General features: G+C 71.4%; 17 protein-coding genes and 2 pseudogenes. 6 read left to right on the top strand and 13 right to left on the bottom strand.

Going from position 1 to position 15108, the window contains the following annotated elements:
• Positions 1-146: 146 nt before the first annotated feature.
• The 8 genes from P3X83_RS14125 to P3X83_RS14090 are packed head-to-tail and all read right to left on the bottom strand — an operon-like array spanning position 147 to position 6523.
• The gene (locus P3X83_RS14125; RefSeq protein WP_277305479.1) at positions 147-512 is read right to left on the bottom strand and encodes a metal-sulfur cluster assembly factor; all 366 of its coding nucleotides are present in this window, start codon (positions 510-512) and stop codon (positions 147-149) included.
• Complete coding sequence (gene sufU / locus P3X83_RS14120) at positions 509-946, bottom strand: Fe-S cluster assembly sulfur transfer protein SufU (RefSeq protein ID WP_277305478.1); 438 nt, start codon at positions 944-946, stop codon at positions 509-511. Before sufU ends, P3X83_RS14125 begins: the two co-directional genes overlap by 4 nt.
• Positions 946-2217: a cysteine desulfurase gene (locus P3X83_RS14115; RefSeq protein WP_277305477.1), complete on the bottom strand. Its 1272-nt coding sequence runs from the start codon at positions 2215-2217 to the stop codon at positions 946-948. The genes sufU and P3X83_RS14115 overlap by 1 nt, the downstream gene beginning before the upstream one ends.
• Entirely contained in the window at positions 2214-2960 is a 747-nt protein-coding gene (gene sufC / locus P3X83_RS14110; RefSeq protein ID WP_277305476.1) for a Fe-S cluster assembly ATPase SufC, read from the bottom strand. Before sufC ends, P3X83_RS14115 begins: the two co-directional genes overlap by 4 nt.
• A 2-nt stretch (positions 2961-2962) precedes the next feature.
• Positions 2963-3280 (bottom strand): non-heme iron oxygenase ferredoxin subunit, encoded by a 318-nt coding sequence (locus tag P3X83_RS14105; protein WP_277305475.1) that lies wholly within the window; start codon positions 3278-3280, stop codon positions 2963-2965.
• Complete coding sequence (gene sufD, locus P3X83_RS14100; protein WP_277305474.1) at positions 3277-4398, bottom strand: Fe-S cluster assembly protein SufD; 1122 nt, start codon at positions 4396-4398, stop codon at positions 3277-3279. Before sufD ends, P3X83_RS14105 begins: the two co-directional genes overlap by 4 nt.
• Positions 4399-4400: 2 nt before the next feature.
• Positions 4401-5813, bottom strand: a complete 1413-nt coding sequence (sufB, locus tag P3X83_RS14095) for a Fe-S cluster assembly protein SufB (protein ID WP_277305473.1) — start codon at positions 5811-5813, stop codon at positions 4401-4403.
• Positions 5810-6523 (bottom strand): metalloregulator ArsR/SmtB family transcription factor, encoded by a 714-nt coding sequence (locus P3X83_RS14090; protein WP_277305472.1) that lies wholly within the window; start codon positions 6521-6523, stop codon positions 5810-5812. The genes sufB and P3X83_RS14090 overlap by 4 nt, the downstream gene beginning before the upstream one ends.
• 335 nt (positions 6524-6858) lie before the next feature.
• On the opposite strand from P3X83_RS14090, the gene P3X83_RS14085 reads away from it, so the two are divergent.
• From P3X83_RS14085 to P3X83_RS14065, 5 genes are all read left to right on the top strand, one after another.
• Complete coding sequence (locus P3X83_RS14085) at positions 6859-7767, top strand: ABC transporter ATP-binding protein (RefSeq protein ID WP_277305471.1); 909 nt, start codon at positions 6859-6861, stop codon at positions 7765-7767.
• A 47-nt stretch (positions 7768-7814) separates the two neighbouring features.
• Complete coding sequence (locus tag P3X83_RS14080; protein WP_277305668.1) at positions 7815-8531, top strand: ABC transporter permease; 717 nt, start codon at positions 7815-7817, stop codon at positions 8529-8531.
• Positions 8532-8547: 16 nt separating this feature from the next.
• Positions 8548-9444 carry an EamA family transporter gene (locus tag P3X83_RS14075; RefSeq protein WP_277305667.1) on the top strand — a complete coding sequence of 299 codons (897 nt, stop codon included), beginning with the start codon at positions 8548-8550 and terminating at the stop codon, positions 9442-9444.
• A 150-nt stretch (positions 9445-9594) separates the two neighbouring features.
• The gene (locus P3X83_RS14070; RefSeq protein ID WP_277305470.1) at positions 9595-10563 is read left to right on the top strand and encodes a zinc metalloprotease; all 969 of its coding nucleotides are present in this window, start codon (positions 9595-9597) and stop codon (positions 10561-10563) included.
• A 4-nt stretch (positions 10564-10567) separates the two neighbouring features.
• A complete protein-coding gene (locus P3X83_RS14065; RefSeq protein WP_277305469.1) occupies positions 10568-10888 on the top strand; it encodes a hypothetical protein in 321 nt (106 codons plus the stop codon).
• Positions 10889-10927: 39 nt separating this feature from the next.
• Here P3X83_RS14065 and P3X83_RS14060 read toward each other — a convergent pair whose 3' ends face one another.
• The 5 genes and pseudogenes from P3X83_RS14060 to P3X83_RS14040 all read right to left on the bottom strand — a co-directional run.
• A complete protein-coding gene (locus P3X83_RS14060; RefSeq protein WP_277305468.1) occupies positions 10928-11611 on the bottom strand; it encodes a GntR family transcriptional regulator in 684 nt (227 codons plus the stop codon).
• A 34-nt stretch (positions 11612-11645) separates the two neighbouring features.
• Positions 11646-11978 carry a hypothetical protein gene (locus P3X83_RS14055; RefSeq protein WP_277305467.1) on the bottom strand — a complete coding sequence of 111 codons (333 nt, stop codon included), beginning with the start codon at positions 11976-11978 and terminating at the stop codon, positions 11646-11648.
• A pseudogene (locus P3X83_RS14050) lies at positions 11965-12540 on the bottom strand (FAD-dependent oxidoreductase); the annotation flags it as partial. The gene P3X83_RS14055 and the pseudogene P3X83_RS14050, both read right to left, overlap by 14 nt.
• A gap of 20 nt (positions 12541-12560) precedes the next feature.
• Positions 12561-12806, bottom strand: coding sequence for a (2Fe-2S)-binding protein (locus P3X83_RS14045; protein ID WP_277305665.1), 246 nt, complete (start codon positions 12804-12806; stop codon positions 12561-12563).
• A 127-nt stretch (positions 12807-12933) separates the two neighbouring features.
• Positions 12934-13941: pseudogene (locus P3X83_RS14040) on the bottom strand (FAD-dependent oxidoreductase); the annotation flags it as partial.
• A 160-nt stretch (positions 13942-14101) separates the two neighbouring features.
• Between P3X83_RS14040 and P3X83_RS14035 the strand changes: the two are divergent.
• On the top strand, positions 14102-15085 hold the full coding sequence (locus P3X83_RS14035) for a COX15/CtaA family protein (RefSeq protein ID WP_277305466.1): 984 nt from the start codon (positions 14102-14104) through the stop codon (positions 15083-15085).
• The last annotated feature ends 23 nt before the right edge of the window (positions 15086-15108 follow it).

Genomic DNA, 15108 nt, shown 5'->3' with positions numbered 1-15108 from the left:
CTCGCGATCACACATGCCCGGCGTTCGCAGTGCCGGTCTCGCGGTTGCGTGAAATCCCCGTTGCCGCCCGAGGGCGGCACGATGGATCAACACTCCGGGATGCGACTTTCTTCCCGGAGCCCGCGGACATTCTTTCAGACGTTCGCTCAGACGTTGAATCCGAGCATCCGAAGCTGCTCGCGGCCCTCGTCGGTGATCTTGTCGGGGCCCCACGGCGGCATCCACACCCAGTTGATCTTAACGTCGGAGGCCAGGCCCTCCAAGGCGGAGTGCGCCTGGTCCTCGATCACGTCGGTCAGCGGGCAGGCCGCGCTGGTCAGCGTCATGTCGATGGTGGCCACCGGCGCGCCGCCGTCGGGGGCGGGGTCGAGGTTGAGGCCGTAGACCAGGCCGAGGTCGACCACGTTGATGCCGAGCTCGGGGTCGACGACGTCCTTCAACGCCTCCATGACCTCTTCGATGGTCGCCTCGTCCTGGACCGCGGTGGTCGGGGTCTCGACCGGCTTGCTCATGTCGTGCTCCTCACCAATGCGTCCTTGTAGGCCATCCAGGCCAGCAGCGCGCACTTCACCCGCGCGGGGAACTTCGCCACGCCGGCGAAGGCGACGGCGTCACCGAGGACGTCCTCGTCCGGCTCCACCTTGCCCCGCCCCTGCATGAGGCGGGTGAACTCGTCCACCACGGTGAGCGTCTCGCCCGCCGTGGAACCGCTCGCCAGCTCGTACAGCACCGAGGCCGCGGCCTGGCTGATCGAACATCCCTGGCCGTCGTAGGAGACGTCCTCGACCTTCCCGCCGTCGCCGAGCTTCACCCGCATGGTGATCTCGTCGCCGCAGGTCGGGTTGACGTGGTGGACCTCCGCGTCGAACGGCTCACGCAGCCCCCGCCCCTGCGGGTGCTTGTAATGCTCCAGGATCAGCTCCTGGTACATGGACTCGGCGATCATCAGGCGAACACCTTCTGGACGTGGTGGAGGCCGCGCACCAGGGCGTCGATCTCGCTGGTGGTGTTGTACAGGTAGAACGACGCCCGGGTCGTGGCCGGTATTCCGAACCGCAGATGGAGCGGACGGGCACAATGGTGACCTACCCGGACCGCGACTCCGAAAGCATCGTCGAGAATCTGCCCGACGTCATGGGGATGGATCCCCTCCAGCGTGAACGAGACCGTGCCGCCCCGATCCTCCAGCGAGACCGGGCCGATCACCTTCAGACCGGGGAGCTCGCCGAGGGCCCCCAGCGCATAGCCGGTCAGCTCGCGCTCGTGCGCCTCGATGGCGGCCATCCCGGTGGCGGTGAGGTAGTCGGCGGCGGCGCCGAGGCCGATGGCCTCGACGATCGGCGGGGTGCCGGCCTCGAACTTGTGCGGCGCGGGCGCGTAGGTCGAGTGGTCCATCCAGACCGCCTCGATCATCTCGCCCCCGCCCAGGAACGGCGGCATCGCGTCGAGCAGCTCGCCCCGGCCCCACAGCACGCCGATGCCGGAGGGACCGACCATCTTGTGGCCGGTGAAGGCGACGAAGTCCGCGCCCAACGCGGCGAAGTCGGCCGGGTGGTGCGGGACCGACTGGGAGGCGTCGAGCATGAGCAGCGCCCCGGCCTGACGCGCTCGGGCGAGCACCGTCGCCACCGGGTTGACCGTGCCGAGCACGTTGGACTGGTGGGCGATCGACACGATCTTCGTGCGCTCACCGATCAGGTCGTCGATGCCCGAGAGGTCGAGGCGGCCTTCGTCGGTGACCGGGAACCAGCGCAGCGTGGCGCCGGTGCGCCGGGCGAGCAACTGCCACGGCACGATGTTGGAGTGGTGCTCCATCTCGGAGATGACGATCTCGTCGCCCGGGCCCATGCGGAACCGGGGGTCGTCGCCCGCCGGGTTGCCGAAGGCGTAGGCCACCAGGTTGATCGCCTCGGAGGCGTTCTTGGTGAAGACGATCTCATCCCGCGACGGGGCCCCCACGAAGGCGGCGATCTTGTCGCGGGACGCCTCGTAGGCCTCGGTGGACTCCGCGCCGAGCGCGTGCATCGCCCTGCCCACGTTGCTGTAGTGCATCGCGAGGTGGTCGCGCATGGTCTCGATGACCTGCAGCGGCTTCTGCGAGGAGTTGCCCGAGTCGAGGTAGACCAGCGGGCGTCCGCCGGGCAGCTCGCGGGAGAGGACCGGGAAGTCCTTCCGGATCCTCTCCACGTCGAGACGCGCGCCTGTCACAGCGGTCACGCCGACGCCTTCGCGAAACGCTCGTACCCTTCGGCCTCAAGCCGGTCGGCCAGCTCGGGGCCGCCTTCCTCGACGATCCTGCCGCCGGCGAAGACGTGCACGAAGTCGGGCTTCACGTAGCGCAGGATGCGGGTGTAGTGCGTGATCAGCAGCACGCCGGTCTCGCCCTGCTCGCGGAAGCGGTTGACGCCCTCGGAGACCACGCGCAGCGCGTCGACGTCGAGGCCGGAGTCGGTCTCGTCGAGCACCGCGATCTTCGGCTTGAGGAGTTCGAGCTGCAGGATCTCGTGACGCTTCTTCTCGCCGCCGGAGAACCCCTCGTTCAGGTTGCGCTGGGCGAACGCGGCGTCGATGGCCAGGCCGTCCATGCCGGCCCGCAGCTCCTTGGTGAACTCGCGGAGCTTGGGGGCCTCGCCGCGCACGGCCGTGACGGCGCTGCGCAGGAAGTTGGACACCGAGACGCCCGGCACCTCGACCGGGTACTGCATGGCCAGGAACAGCCCGGCCCTGGCGCGCTCGTCCACGGACATGGACAGCACGTCCTCGCCGTCGAGCAGCACCTCACCGCCGGTGATGGTGTACTTCGGGTGACCCGCCACGGCGTAGGCCAGCGTGGACTTGCCCGAGCCGTTGGGCCCCATGATGGCGTGGGTCTCGCCCGCCGACACGGTGAGGTTGACGCCCTTCAGGATCTCCTTGTCTTCGACGGCGACGCGGAGGTCTCGGATCTGCAGCGTGGACACGGTTATGACTCCTTCGAGAGCGAGACGAGAACGTCGTCGCCGTCGAGCTGAACTCGGTAGACGGGAACGGGCTTGGTGGCGGGCGGCCCGGTGGGCTTGCCGGAGCGGACGTCGAAACAGGAGCCGTGCAGCCAGCACTCCAGGGTGCCGTCGTAGACGTCGCCCTCGCTCAGTTTCACCTCGGCGTGCGAGCAGACGTCGTGCAGGGCGAACACCTCGTCGCCGCTGCGCACCAGCGCGACCGGGGTGCCCTCCACCTCGATCCCGATGACGCCGCCGTCCGGGATGTCGCCGACCTGGCAGACCTTCTCGAAGCTCACTTCTCCAGCTCCGCTTCCACGGCGCGGGCCACGCGGTCCCGGATCTCCTCGACCTCGATCCGCTCGATGAGCTGGCCGAAGAAGCCCCGGATGACCAGGCGCCTGGCCTCGTCGAAGGGGATTCCCCTGGCCTGGAGGTAGAAGAGGTGCTCGTCGTCGAGGCGGCCGGAGGCCGAGGCGTGGCCCGCGCCCGCCACCTCGCCGGTGAGGATCTCCAGATTGGGCACCGAGTCGGCACGCGCGCCGTCGGTCAGGATCAGGTTGCGGTTGTACTCGTAGGTGTCGGTGCCCTCGGCCTCGACCCTGATGATCACGTCGCCGATCCACACCGCGTGCGCCGAGTCGCCCTGCAGCGCGCCCTTGTAGAGGACGTTGCTGCGGCAGTTGGGCACGCTATGGTCGACGAGCAGCCGGTGCTCCAGGTGCTGGCCCTGGTCGGCGAAGTACAGCCCGGTCAGGTCGGCGTCGCCGCCGGGGCCGGTGTAGGACACGCTCGGCGACAGGCGCACGAGGTCGCCGCCGAGGGTCACCACGAAGCTGCGGAAGGTGGCGTCGCGGCCCAGCTCGGCGTGGTGATGGGAGACGTGGACCGCGTCGTCGTCCCAGTCCTGGAGGCTGACGACCCTGAGCGTGGCGCCGTCGCCGACCGCGAACTCGACGTTGTCGGCGTAGACCGCGCTGCCCCGGTGGTCGAGGACCAGCACGGCCTCGGCCAGCGGCTCGACCTTGACGAGCACGTGGCCGTAGGCGGCGCCGCCGCCCTGGCCGCGCAGCGTGAGCACGGTCGGCCTGGACGCCACGGCCTGCGCGGGAACGGTGACCACGGTGGCCTTCTCGAACGCCGCGTACGCCTGGGCGCTCACCCGGTCGCGCGGCACGTAGACCTGCCCGAGCCTGGCGTCGTCGCGCCCCACCGTCTCGACGGTGACCTCCGGCGCGGCCTCCACCTCGACCACCACGTGGCCGGAGGCGGACGCCTTGCCGTCGTGCAGGCCGGCCAGCCGGGAGAGCGGCGTGAACCGCCACTCCTCCTCGCGGCCCGTCGGGACCTCGAAGTCGGCCAGGTCGTACGACGCCTTCTCGTTCAGCGTCGAGAGAGGCTTGGTGCTGAGCCCCATGGTCAGCCCACCGCTCCTTCCATCTGCAGCTCGATCAGCCGGTTGAGTTCGAGGGCGTACTCCATCGGCAGCTCGCGCGCGATGGGCTCGACGAACCCGCGCACGATCATGGCCATCGCCTCGTCCTCGTTCAGTCCCCGGCTCATCAGGTAGAAGAGCTGGTCCTCCGACACCTTGGAGACCGTGGCCTCGTGGCCCATGGAGACGTCGTCCTCGCGGACGTCGACGTAGGGGTAGGTGTCGGACCGGCTGATCTGGTCGACCAGCAGCGCGTCGCACTTGACCGTGGAGGCGCTGCCCGCCGCGCCCTCCTCGACCTGGACCAGGCCGCGATAGGAGGTACGGCCGCCGCCGCGCGCCACCGACTTCGACACGATGGTCGAGGAGGTCTTGGGCGCGAGGTGGACCATCTTGGCCCCGGCGTCCTGGTGCTGGCCCTCACCCGCGAAGGCGACGGACAGGGTCTCGCCCTTGGCGTGCTCGCCCATCAGGTAGACCGCGGGGTACTTCATGGTGACCTTGGAGCCGATGTTGCCGTCGATCCACTCCATGGTGGCGCCCTCGTAGGCGACGGCGCGCTTGGTCACCAGGTTGTAGACGTTGTTCGACCAGTTCTGGATGGTCGTGTAACGGCAGCGGGCGCCCTTCTTCACGATGATCTCCACGACCGCGGAGTGCAGCGAGTCGCTGGAGTAGATGGGCGCGGTACAGCCCTCGACGTAGTGAACGTAGGAGTTCTCGTCCACGATGATCAGGGTCCGCTCGAACTGGCCCATGTTCTCGGTGTTGATCCGGAAGTAGGCCTGCAGCGGGATCTCGACCTCGACGTTCGGCGGCACGTAGATGAAGGAGCCGCCGGACCACACCGAGGAGTTCAGCGCGGCGAACTTGTTGTCGCCGACCGGGATGACCGAGCCGAAGTACTCCTTGAACAGCTCGGGGTGCTCGCGCAGGCCGGTGTCGGTGTCGAGGAAGATCACGCCCTTCTCCTCAAGGTCCTCACGGATCTTGTGGTAGACGACCTCGGACTCGTACTGCGCGGCGACGCCCGCGATCAGGCGCTGCTTCTCGGCCTCGGGGATGCCGAGCCGGTCGTATGTGGACTTGATGTCCGCGGGCAGGTCGTCCCAGGAAGCGGCCTGCTTCTCGGTGGACCTGACGAAGTATTTGATGTTGTCGAAGTCGATGCCGGACAGGTCGGAGCCCCAGGTCGGCATCGGCTTCCTGTTGAAGAGACGCAGGCCCTTCAGGCGAAGGTCCAGCATCCACTCCGGCTCGTTCTTGAGCGCGGAGATGTCGCGGACGACCTCTTCGGACAGCCCGCGACGGGCCGAGGCCCCCGCGGTGTCGGGGTCGGCCCAGCCGAACTTGTAGTTTCCGAGGCCTTCCAGCTCCGGGCGGTCGGTGACAGTCACCTTCCGGTCTCCTTGCTCTTGTTCCTGTTCATGGCTTCGCTCAACTGCGGTGGGCTCACATGGGTGGTGCACACGCCGTCGCCGTGGGCGATCGTCGCGAGTCGCTGCACCGGTGTGCCCAGCAGCTCCGCGAACGCCTCCGTCTCGGCCTCGCAGAGCTGGGGAAACGCCGCCGCCACGTGGGCGACGGGACAGTGGTGCTGGCAGAGCTGCTCGCCGCCGACGCTGGCCCGGCTCGCCGAGGCGGCGTAGCCCTCGGCCGACAGCGCCTCGGCCAGCACGCGGACCCGCTGCTCGGCGGCCACCTCGCGCATGGCCGGGGCCAGCCGCTCGATCAGCGCGGACATCTGCGACCTGGCGAAGTCGCCCACGGCTTCGTCGCCGAGGCTCTCGGCCAGGAACCGCAGCGCACTGCCCGCGAGGTCGTCATAGGCGTGCTCGAAGGCGCTGCGCCCGGCGTCGGTGATGGCGAACATCCGCGCCGGACGGCCGCGGCCGCGCTGCAGGTGACCGCGCGCCGTGCGGGGCTCTATCATCCCGTCGGCGAGCAGCGCGTCCAGGTGGCGGCGCACCGCGGCGGGGGTCAACCCCAGGCGCTCACCGAGCGCCGCCGCCGCGATCGGCCCGTGCTCCAGGATGAGCCGGGCGACGCGCGCACGCGTGCTGCGCTCCGCACCCGCCTCCACCTGCTTCATCCTGACCTGCCTCATGACTCGCGCACCGTCTTTCGCTATTTCACAACATCAGTGTGACGTATTTCCTTCCCACCGCACAAACGGTTGCCCGGGATACGTGGAATGGAATAGCTCACGCAGGCAAGGCTTACCTAACCAGGGAAAACGTCACAGCCATCCCACGAGCACCTTTGGTGTCATGAGAAGCGGTGAATCGCCTGGTTTGTCCATCGGGCTGGCCGCCTGTGACGCCCCGTCACGGAAAGTATGCCGGTCCTCGCCGCGGACCGGCGTCCCAGGTCGCGAAAGCGACCCCGACACGGCGTGTGCCGGGGGACGGGGCGCGGCGGAGGTTCCTTACACTCGTCCGCATGGACTCCCCTGCTGTCGAGGTCGTCGAGCTGGTCAAGCGCTACGGCCGCACGACCGCCGTCGACGGCCTCAGCCTGACCGCCCGGCGGGGCGCGGTCACGGCCGTGCTCGGCCCGAACGGCGCGGGCAAGACCTCCACGGTCGAGATCTGCGAGGGCTTCCGCGACGCCGACGGCGGCACGGTGCGGGTGCTGGGGCTTCCCCCTGCACGGCGGGAACTGCGGGCGAGAGTCGGCGTGATGCTCCAGGCGGGCGGGGTCCCGCCCGCCGTACGGGCCGGGGAGTGGCTGCGCCTGGTGAGCCGGTTCCACGCCCACCCGCTCCCGCCCGAGGCGCTGCTCACCCGGCTGGGGCTGGCCGAGCACGCCCGCACGCCGTACCGGCGGCTGTCGGGGGGCCAGCAGCAGCGGCTGTCGCTGGCGGCGGCCGTCATCGGGCGCCCCGAGCTGGTCTTCCTGGACGAGCCGACCGCGGGCCTCGACCCGCAGGCCAGGCACGCCTGCTGGGACCTCGTGCGCGAGCTGCGGGCCGCCGGGGTGTCGGTGGTGCTCACCACCCACCACATGGACGAGGCCGAGCGCCTGGCCGACCACGTCGTGATCATCGATCACGGCCGGGCCGTGGCGGGCGGCACGCCCGCGTCGCTGACCGGCGCCGAGCGCCAGCTCCGCTTCCGCGCCCGTCCCGGGCTCGACCTCGACGAGCTGCTGGCCGCGCTGCCCGGCGGGAGCGCCGCCAAGGAGTCCCCCGCGGGCCACTACATCATCGAGGGCCAGGTCGGGCCCGAACTGCTGGGCACCGTCACGGCCTGGTGCGCCGCCGAGGGCGTCACCACCGACGACCTCAGCATCGAGCGGCGCACCCTGGAAGACGTATTCCTCGAACTGACCGGCAGGGAGCTGCGGTGACCACGCTCGACCTCACCCCCGCGCCGGGCGCGGCCCCGTTCCCGCGGATGGTCGCCGCCCAGGCCGCCGCGGAGGTCCGCGCCACGCTGCGCAACGGCGAACAGCTCCTGCTCACGCTGATCATCCCGGTCCTGGTGCTGGCCGGGTTCTCGGTCACCCCGGTGCTCGACCTCCCCACGGCGCGCAGGGTCGACTTCCTGGCCCCCGGCGTGCTGGCGCTCGCCATCATGTCCACGGCCTTCACCGGCCAGGCCATCGCCACCGGCTTCGAGCGCAGGTACGGCGTGCTCAAACGGCTCGGCGCCACGCCCCTGACGCGGGGCGGGCTGATGCTCGCCAAGACCGCCGGCGTGCTCGCCGTGGAGATCGTCCAGATCGCGGTGATCGCCGGCGTCGCGCTGGCGCTCGGCTGGCGGCCCCAGGGCTCGCCGCTCGCCATGGCGCTGCTGGTGCTGCTCGGCACCGCCGCGTTCAGCGGCCTGGGCCTGCTGATGGCGGGCACGCTGCGCGCGGAGGCCACGCTCGCGGGCGCCAACCTGGTCTATCTGGTCCTGCTCGCCTGCGGCGGGGTGGTGTTCCCGCTGTCGGCGTTCCCCGAGGCGATCCGGCCCGCGCTGGACCTGCTGCCGATCTCCGCCCTGACCGGGGGGCTGCGGGCCGTGCTGGCGGACGGTGCCGCGCCGCCGGTGGCCGCGCTCGCCGTCCTCGCCGTCTGGGCCGTGCTCTCGCTGGGCCTCGCCGCCCGCACCTTCCGCTGGGAATGACGTGACCGCGCATCCCATGACCGGTCCGGCCGAGCCGTACCGGAACGGCCCCTTCCGCCTGGGCGGCGTGCTGCGCACCGCCGCCGACTCGATCCCGCCCTCCGGACTGGTCCTGCTGGCGATCATGTCGGTGCAGCTCGGCGCGGGGTTCGCCAAGGACCTGTTCGCGGTGCTCGCGACCCCCGCCGTGGTGCTGTTGCGCATCGGCGCGGGCGCGCTCGTGCTCGGCCTGCTGGCCCGGCCGCGGCTGCGCGGCCTGAGCCGCGCCGACCTGGGGGTCGGCGCGGCCTTCGGGGTCACGCTCGGACTGATGAACCTGTCCTTCTACGAGGCCCTGGCCCGGCTGCCGCTGGGCATCGCGGTCGCGGTGGAGTTCCTCGGGCCGCTGGGCGTCGCGGTCGCGGCCTCCAGGCGGCGTCTCGACGTGCTGTGGGTGGTGCTGGCCGCCACCGGGATCGCGCTGCTCGCGCCCTGGGGCGACTCCGCCCGGCTGAGCTGGGCCGGCATCGGCTTCGCGCTGGTGTCCGCGCTGTGCTGGGCGGGCTACATCGTGCTGTCGGCGGCGACCGGGCGGCGCTTTCCGGGATCGACCGGGGTGTCCTTCGCCATGATGGTCTCGCTGGTGTTCGTCGCGCCGTTCGGGGTGGCGGCGGGCGGCGCCGACCTGCTGCGGCCCGAGTTGCTGCTGATCGGGCTCGGGCTGGGGCTGCTGTCGTCGGTGATCCCGTACACGATCGAGCTGGAGGCGCTGCGCCGGATGCCCAAGCGGGTCTTCGGCATCCTGATGAGCCTGGAGCCCGCCGCGGCCGCGCTGGTCGGGCTCGTCGTGCTCGGCGAGATCCTGCACCTGCGGGAGTGGGCGGCGATCGGCTGCGTCGTGGTGGCCAGCGTCGGCGCCACACGTTCCTCCTGAACAGGGGATTTACTGGAGTTCGAGCCCCTTTGGACGCTCCCTTCGAGGTGACAACTTAAGATCCTCACCACCTGAGTAGGCGGTTACTCATGCGCTCCCCGGCACGCGGGGTAACGATTACCGCGTCAGCGAGTGAGCCGAGGAGATGCGATGTCCACACCCGAAGGCGGACGGCCTCAGCATTACTGGTGCGGCACGATGCCGGTGCACCACCAGATGATCGCCACGCGTCCCGACTACGCGATCGCCAGGGCCGCGATCGAGAACACGACCTTCGCCAGGCGGAACGCGCGCGCTCCCCGCCGCAGCGACGTCGTCACCATCCCCGTGGTGGTCCACGTGGTCTATCAGCAGGACGCGCACAACGTCGCGGACGCGCAGGTCAAGAGCCAGATCACGGTGCTCAACCAGGACTTCCGCCGGGCCAACGCCGACGTCTCGCAGGTGCCCTCTGCGTTCCAGGGCGCAGTGGCCGACACCCTGATCGAGTTCGCCCTGGCCACGACCGACCCGGCGGGCAAGCCCACCTCCGGCATCGTGCGCCGGCGCACCGGCCAGTCCCAGTTCGGCGACGACGACGGCGTGAAGTTCTCCTCCAGGGGCGGGTCCGACGCCTGGCCCGCCGACCGCTACCTCAACCTGTGGGTCTGCAACCTGGTGCCGTGGCTCGGCTACGCGCAGTTCCCCGGCGGCCCGGCCGCGACCGACGGCGTCGTGGTGGCCTACCACGCGTTCGGCAACACCGGTACCGCGACCGCGCCGTTCAACCTGGGGCGCACGGCCACCCACGAGATCGGCCACTGGCTCAACCTGCGCCACATCTGGGGCGACGACGGCGACGCCTGCTCCGGCGACGACTTCGTGGCCGACACGCCCAACGCGGCCGGCCCCAACTTCGGCACCCCCACCTTCCCCTCGGTGACCTGCGGCAACGGCCCCAACGGCGACATGTTCATGAACTACATGGACTACGTCGACGACCGGGCGATGTTCATGTTCACCGGCGGCCAGGCCGAGCGCATGGACGCCACGCTGTCCGGCGCCCGCTCGTCGTTCGTCGCCAAGCCGGTGCTGGACGGCATGTGGGAGGGCGTACCCGCGTCGGCCATGACAACCTGAACCCATGAGCTCGAACGCCGCCGGCTTAACCGGCGACTGGGTGCATTCGCGCGAGGAGGACACCGGCGGCGCGAAGGTCTACCGGCCGTGGGGCTACCCACTGCCGCCTTCGCGCTGGCGGCATCGCATCGAACTGCGCCCCGACGGCACCTATGTCGACCACCGGCCGGGGGCCGACGACCGGTCGGCCCACGCCCGGGGACGCTGGACGCTCGAACCAGGTCCGGCCATCCGGCTGCGTCCCGACGCGCCGGAGGGCCGTGAACGCGTGATCCATGTGATCACGGCCGAGCCCGGCAGGATCTCCCTGCGCGACGTGCCCTGACCGGGCGGGCCGCCCCGCTTCGCGGGCGTTCATTCCCGTTCATTCCCCCGGGCGATCGGCCCAGATACCGCGTACATGCTGAATGTGCCGGCTCATCAGGGCTTCGGCCTCCGTCGAGTCACCCCTGCCCAGCGCGTCGAGGATCCACACGTGCTCACGTGCGGAGTCGGCTAACGCGCCCTTGCGGTACAGCGCGTCGAGGCCGTACAGCCTGGCCCGGTTGCGCAGGTCGCGCACCACCGACACCAGGTGCGAGTTTCCCGCGAGCGAGAGCAGCTCGACGTGGAAGCGCAGATCGACGGCCACGTATTCGAGCAGGTCGCCGCGCTCCGCCGCGGTGACGATCTCCTCGGCCAGCGGGCGCAGCGCCTCGAACTCGGCCTCCCGCGCGGGGTCGGCCAGCCCGGCCACCGTCGGCACCTCGATGAGCTGCCGGATGTGGGTGAGCTCATCGAGATCGCGCTCGGACAGCTCGGTCACCCGGAAACCCTTGTTGCGGACCGCCTCGACCAGCCCCTCCTTGGCGAGGTCGAGCATGGCCTCGCGGACCGGCGTGGCCGAGACGCCGAAGTGCGCGGCCAGCACGGGCGCCGAATAGACCTTCCCCGGACGCATCTCACCAGTGATCAGGGCGACACGCAGGGCGTGCCCCACCTGCTCGCGCAGGCTCTGCCGCTCCCCCACCACCGGCAGGTCCAGCCGGCCTTCAGCCGATGGCATCATCGGTGCCCTTCTCTAGCGCCGGAACACGTACGACTCATCGCGGAACCGCCGAGCGCCGGAACGCGGCGGCGGCCATGACCAGATCCTCCCAGGCCATGCCGACACTCTTGAACACTCCGGGACCGTGCCCCGGGGTCACACCGCCGACGACCAGCTCCGCCAGGTTCACGGCAAAGTGGCCGTCTGTGATCATACCTGCACTGAGTGGGATGAGCAGGTCCCCCGCCTCGGCGAGTGCGGCGCTACGGGCTTCGACGACCACCGTGCCTCGTGCGATCAGATTCTCGTCGACCTCGCGCGCCCCGGGCTCGTGTGAGCCCACGGCGACGACGATGGCATCGTCCTTGACGAGTTTACCGGGGAACAACGGGATTCTGGCGGTGGTGCAGCACGCGATCAGGTCCGCTTCGGCGACGCCGGCCCACGTCGCCGGGCCCGGCCGCGGTCACGGCCAGCACGTCCACGGCCCGCGCCATCGGCAGCGCGGCGGCGGCGGTCGCGGCGTCGGTCGCGGCCAGGTCGCTCGCCACCGGCAGCAGGAACGGCCCGGTGCCCGCCACCACCACGCGGCGGCCCGCGACCACGCGTTCCCCCTTCAGCAGCGCCTGGGCGCCCGCCGCGATCAGCAGCCGCCGGGCGGCCACGGTCACGGGGCGCTCCTCGCGGTCGCCCGCCAGGCAGTGCGCGGCCAGCTCCCCGTCCCGGCGTTCGACCGCCCAGACTTGGTGGCCGGTCAGCACCTCGGCGCGGGAGCGCACCTCCCGTTCCATCCGCGGGAACCGCCGCAGCGCGGACGGCGCGCCGGGGGCGCCGGGCGGGTGGCGGAAGTACTGCCCGCCCAGGCGCGGGCCGCCGTCGATCAGGGTGACGCTCAGCCCGGCGCGGGAGGCGGCGGCAGCGGCGGCCACCCCGGCGGGCCCGCCACCGATCACGACAAGATCGCGCACGCTCATCGGCCCGCCGCCACCCGGTCGCCCGGCCGCGCCTGGACCTGGCAGGCGCGCAGCGACGGCGTGCCGTTGACGGTGACCAGGCATTCGAAGCAGACGCCGATGCCGCAGAACAGGCCCCGGGCGCGGCCTCCGGTGACCTGCCAGGACCGGATGCCCGCCGCGTGCAGTGCCGCGCCGATCGTCTGGCCGAGGCGGACCGGCACCGGCCCGCCGTCGAGGATGATCTCGAATCCGGCGCTCATGCGCTCGCCTCCAGGAAACGATCGGGCAGGAACGGGTGAGGCCGATCTCCGGGGCGGCCCCGGTGAACAGCCGCGCGAGCGCGTGGCCGGTGGCGGGGGCCAGGCCGATGCCCGCGCCCTCGTGTCCGCAGGCGTGGTGGAGACCGGGCGCGCGCGGGTCGGGGCCGATCACTGGCAGGTGGTCGGGGCAGTAGGGGCGGAACCCGCAGTACGCGCGGATCGCCCGGACCTGGGACAGCACCGGGAACAGCGCCACGGCCCGCGCGGCGAGGGCGCGCAGGACGGGCAACGAGACGGTCCTGTCGAAGCCGACGCGCTCGCGGCTCGCCCCGATGAGCACCGGCCCGGCGGGCGTGCCCTCGATCACCGCGCTGGCGGCCAAGGCCGCGGTGTCCCCGGCCACGTCGGTCACGTAGGCGGCGGTGTAGACCTTGTGCCGGATCAGCGGTTCCGGCAGCGGCTCGGTGACCAGCACGAATCCGCGCCTGGGCATGATCGGCAACTCCGCTCCCGCCAGCGCGGCGACGTCGCCGCCCCAGGTCCCGGCGGCGTTGATCACGGCTCCCGCCGGGACGTCCCCCCGCGAGGTGCGCACTCCGGTGACGCGGTCGCCCGCGCGCAGGAAGCCGGTGACGGCCACGCCCGTGCGCAGGGCCGCGCCGGAGGCCCGGATCAGCCGGGCCGCCGCCGGCGCGGGCTGGACCTGCGCGTCCTGTGGGTAGAACACGCCGCCCGCGAGGCCGGGCGCGAGGTGCGGCTCGTAGCCGGGCAGGTCGGCCGGGGCCGCGTGGACGCGCTCCACGCCCGCCTCGTGCTGGGCGTCGGCCAGTACGGCGAGCGCGGCCACGGTCTCGCCGGTCTCGGCGACGACGAGCCCGCCCTTGGTCTCGTATTCGAAGCCGCCGGGCCCCTCCGGACCGGCGAGCGCGGCCCACAGGCGGCTGGAGTGCAGGGCAAGGTCGAGTTCCGGCCCCGGTTCCTTGTCGGAGACCAGCAGGTTGCCCTCGCCCGCGCCGGTGGTGCCGCCCGCCACCGGCCCGCGATCGAGGACGGTCACCGAGAGCCCGGCCCGTGCCGCGTAGAACGCGCAGGCGGCGCCGACCGCTCCCGCGCCGATGACGACGACGTCCGGCACGGGCGCCTCCTCTCGTCGGCCGCAATAATATGTCACATATTTTTAGGTCGCCAGGGTCATTTCCATCGTGTACGTCGGTACTGTCCGAAACCGAGATGGTCCATACCCTCCGGAAGGGGTGTGGGCGGGACCGACCATGGGTCCGCCTACCATGAGTGCCGTGACCCGCATCGTTGACCGCGTGCGCGACCTCGCGCACGCGTTGTTCCATTCCTTCTGGACGCCCACCCCGGCCACCCTGCGCCGCTGGGCCGTGGCGGCGATCGTGGCCAACGCGGGGATCACCGTCACCGGCGTGGTCGTACGGGTCACGGAGTCGGGGCTCGGCTGCCCCACCTGGCCGCGCTGCACCCCCGACAGCTTCCTGCCGGTCGCCCATCCCGAGATCTCGCCGATCAACACCGCCATCGAGTTCGGCAACCGGCTGATGACCTTCCTGGTGCTGGCGGCGGGCGCCGCGTGCCTGCTGGCGGCGCTGCGACTGGCGCCCCGCCGTCCCGCACTGGTGCGCCTGGCCTGGCTGCAGCCGCTCGGCGTCGCGGCGCAGGCCCTGTGGGGCGGGCTCGTGGTGCGCAGCGCGCTGAACCCGGTCACCGTGGGCATGCACTTCCTCATCTCGATCGGGCTGATCGCCGCCTGCTACGCGTTCTACGCGCGCTCCCGCGAGGGCGACGGCCCACCGGTCCGCATGGTCCACCGAGACATCAGGGTGCTCGCCTTCGTACTGGTCGCGGCGGTGTTCGTGCTGGTGGTCGCGGGGGTCGTGGTGACCGGCAGCGGGCCGCACTCCGGCGACGAGGCGGCCAGCAGGTTCGGCTTCGACCTGGAGATGGTGGCCAGGCTGCACGCCGACGCGGCGTACGCCGTCGTCGGCCTGACCTTCGCGCTGCTGTTCGCGCTGCACGTGACCGACGCGCCCGGACGGGCGCGGCGCGCCGCGCTGGTCCTGCTGGGCGTCGAACTCGCCCAGGGTGTCATCGGATACGTGCAGTACTTCACCGCCGTGCCCGCCGCGCTGGTTGCGCTGCACGCGCTCGGAGCGACGCTCGTCTGGATCGCCACGCTGCGCGTGCTGTATATGATGCGATCTCGCGGCCCCCTGCCCGCCCCGGTCACCCGGCCGCTCGACGCCGTGCCCGCCTAGCGGGCCGCCCCCGAACCGGCCGC

The sequence above is a fragment of the Spongiactinospora sp. TRM90649 genome (genome assembly GCF_029382225.1).
Classification (GTDB): Bacteria; Actinomycetota; Actinomycetes; order Streptosporangiales; family Streptosporangiaceae; genus Spongiactinospora.
This window is presented reverse-complemented; position numbering and strand designations above follow the sequence as displayed.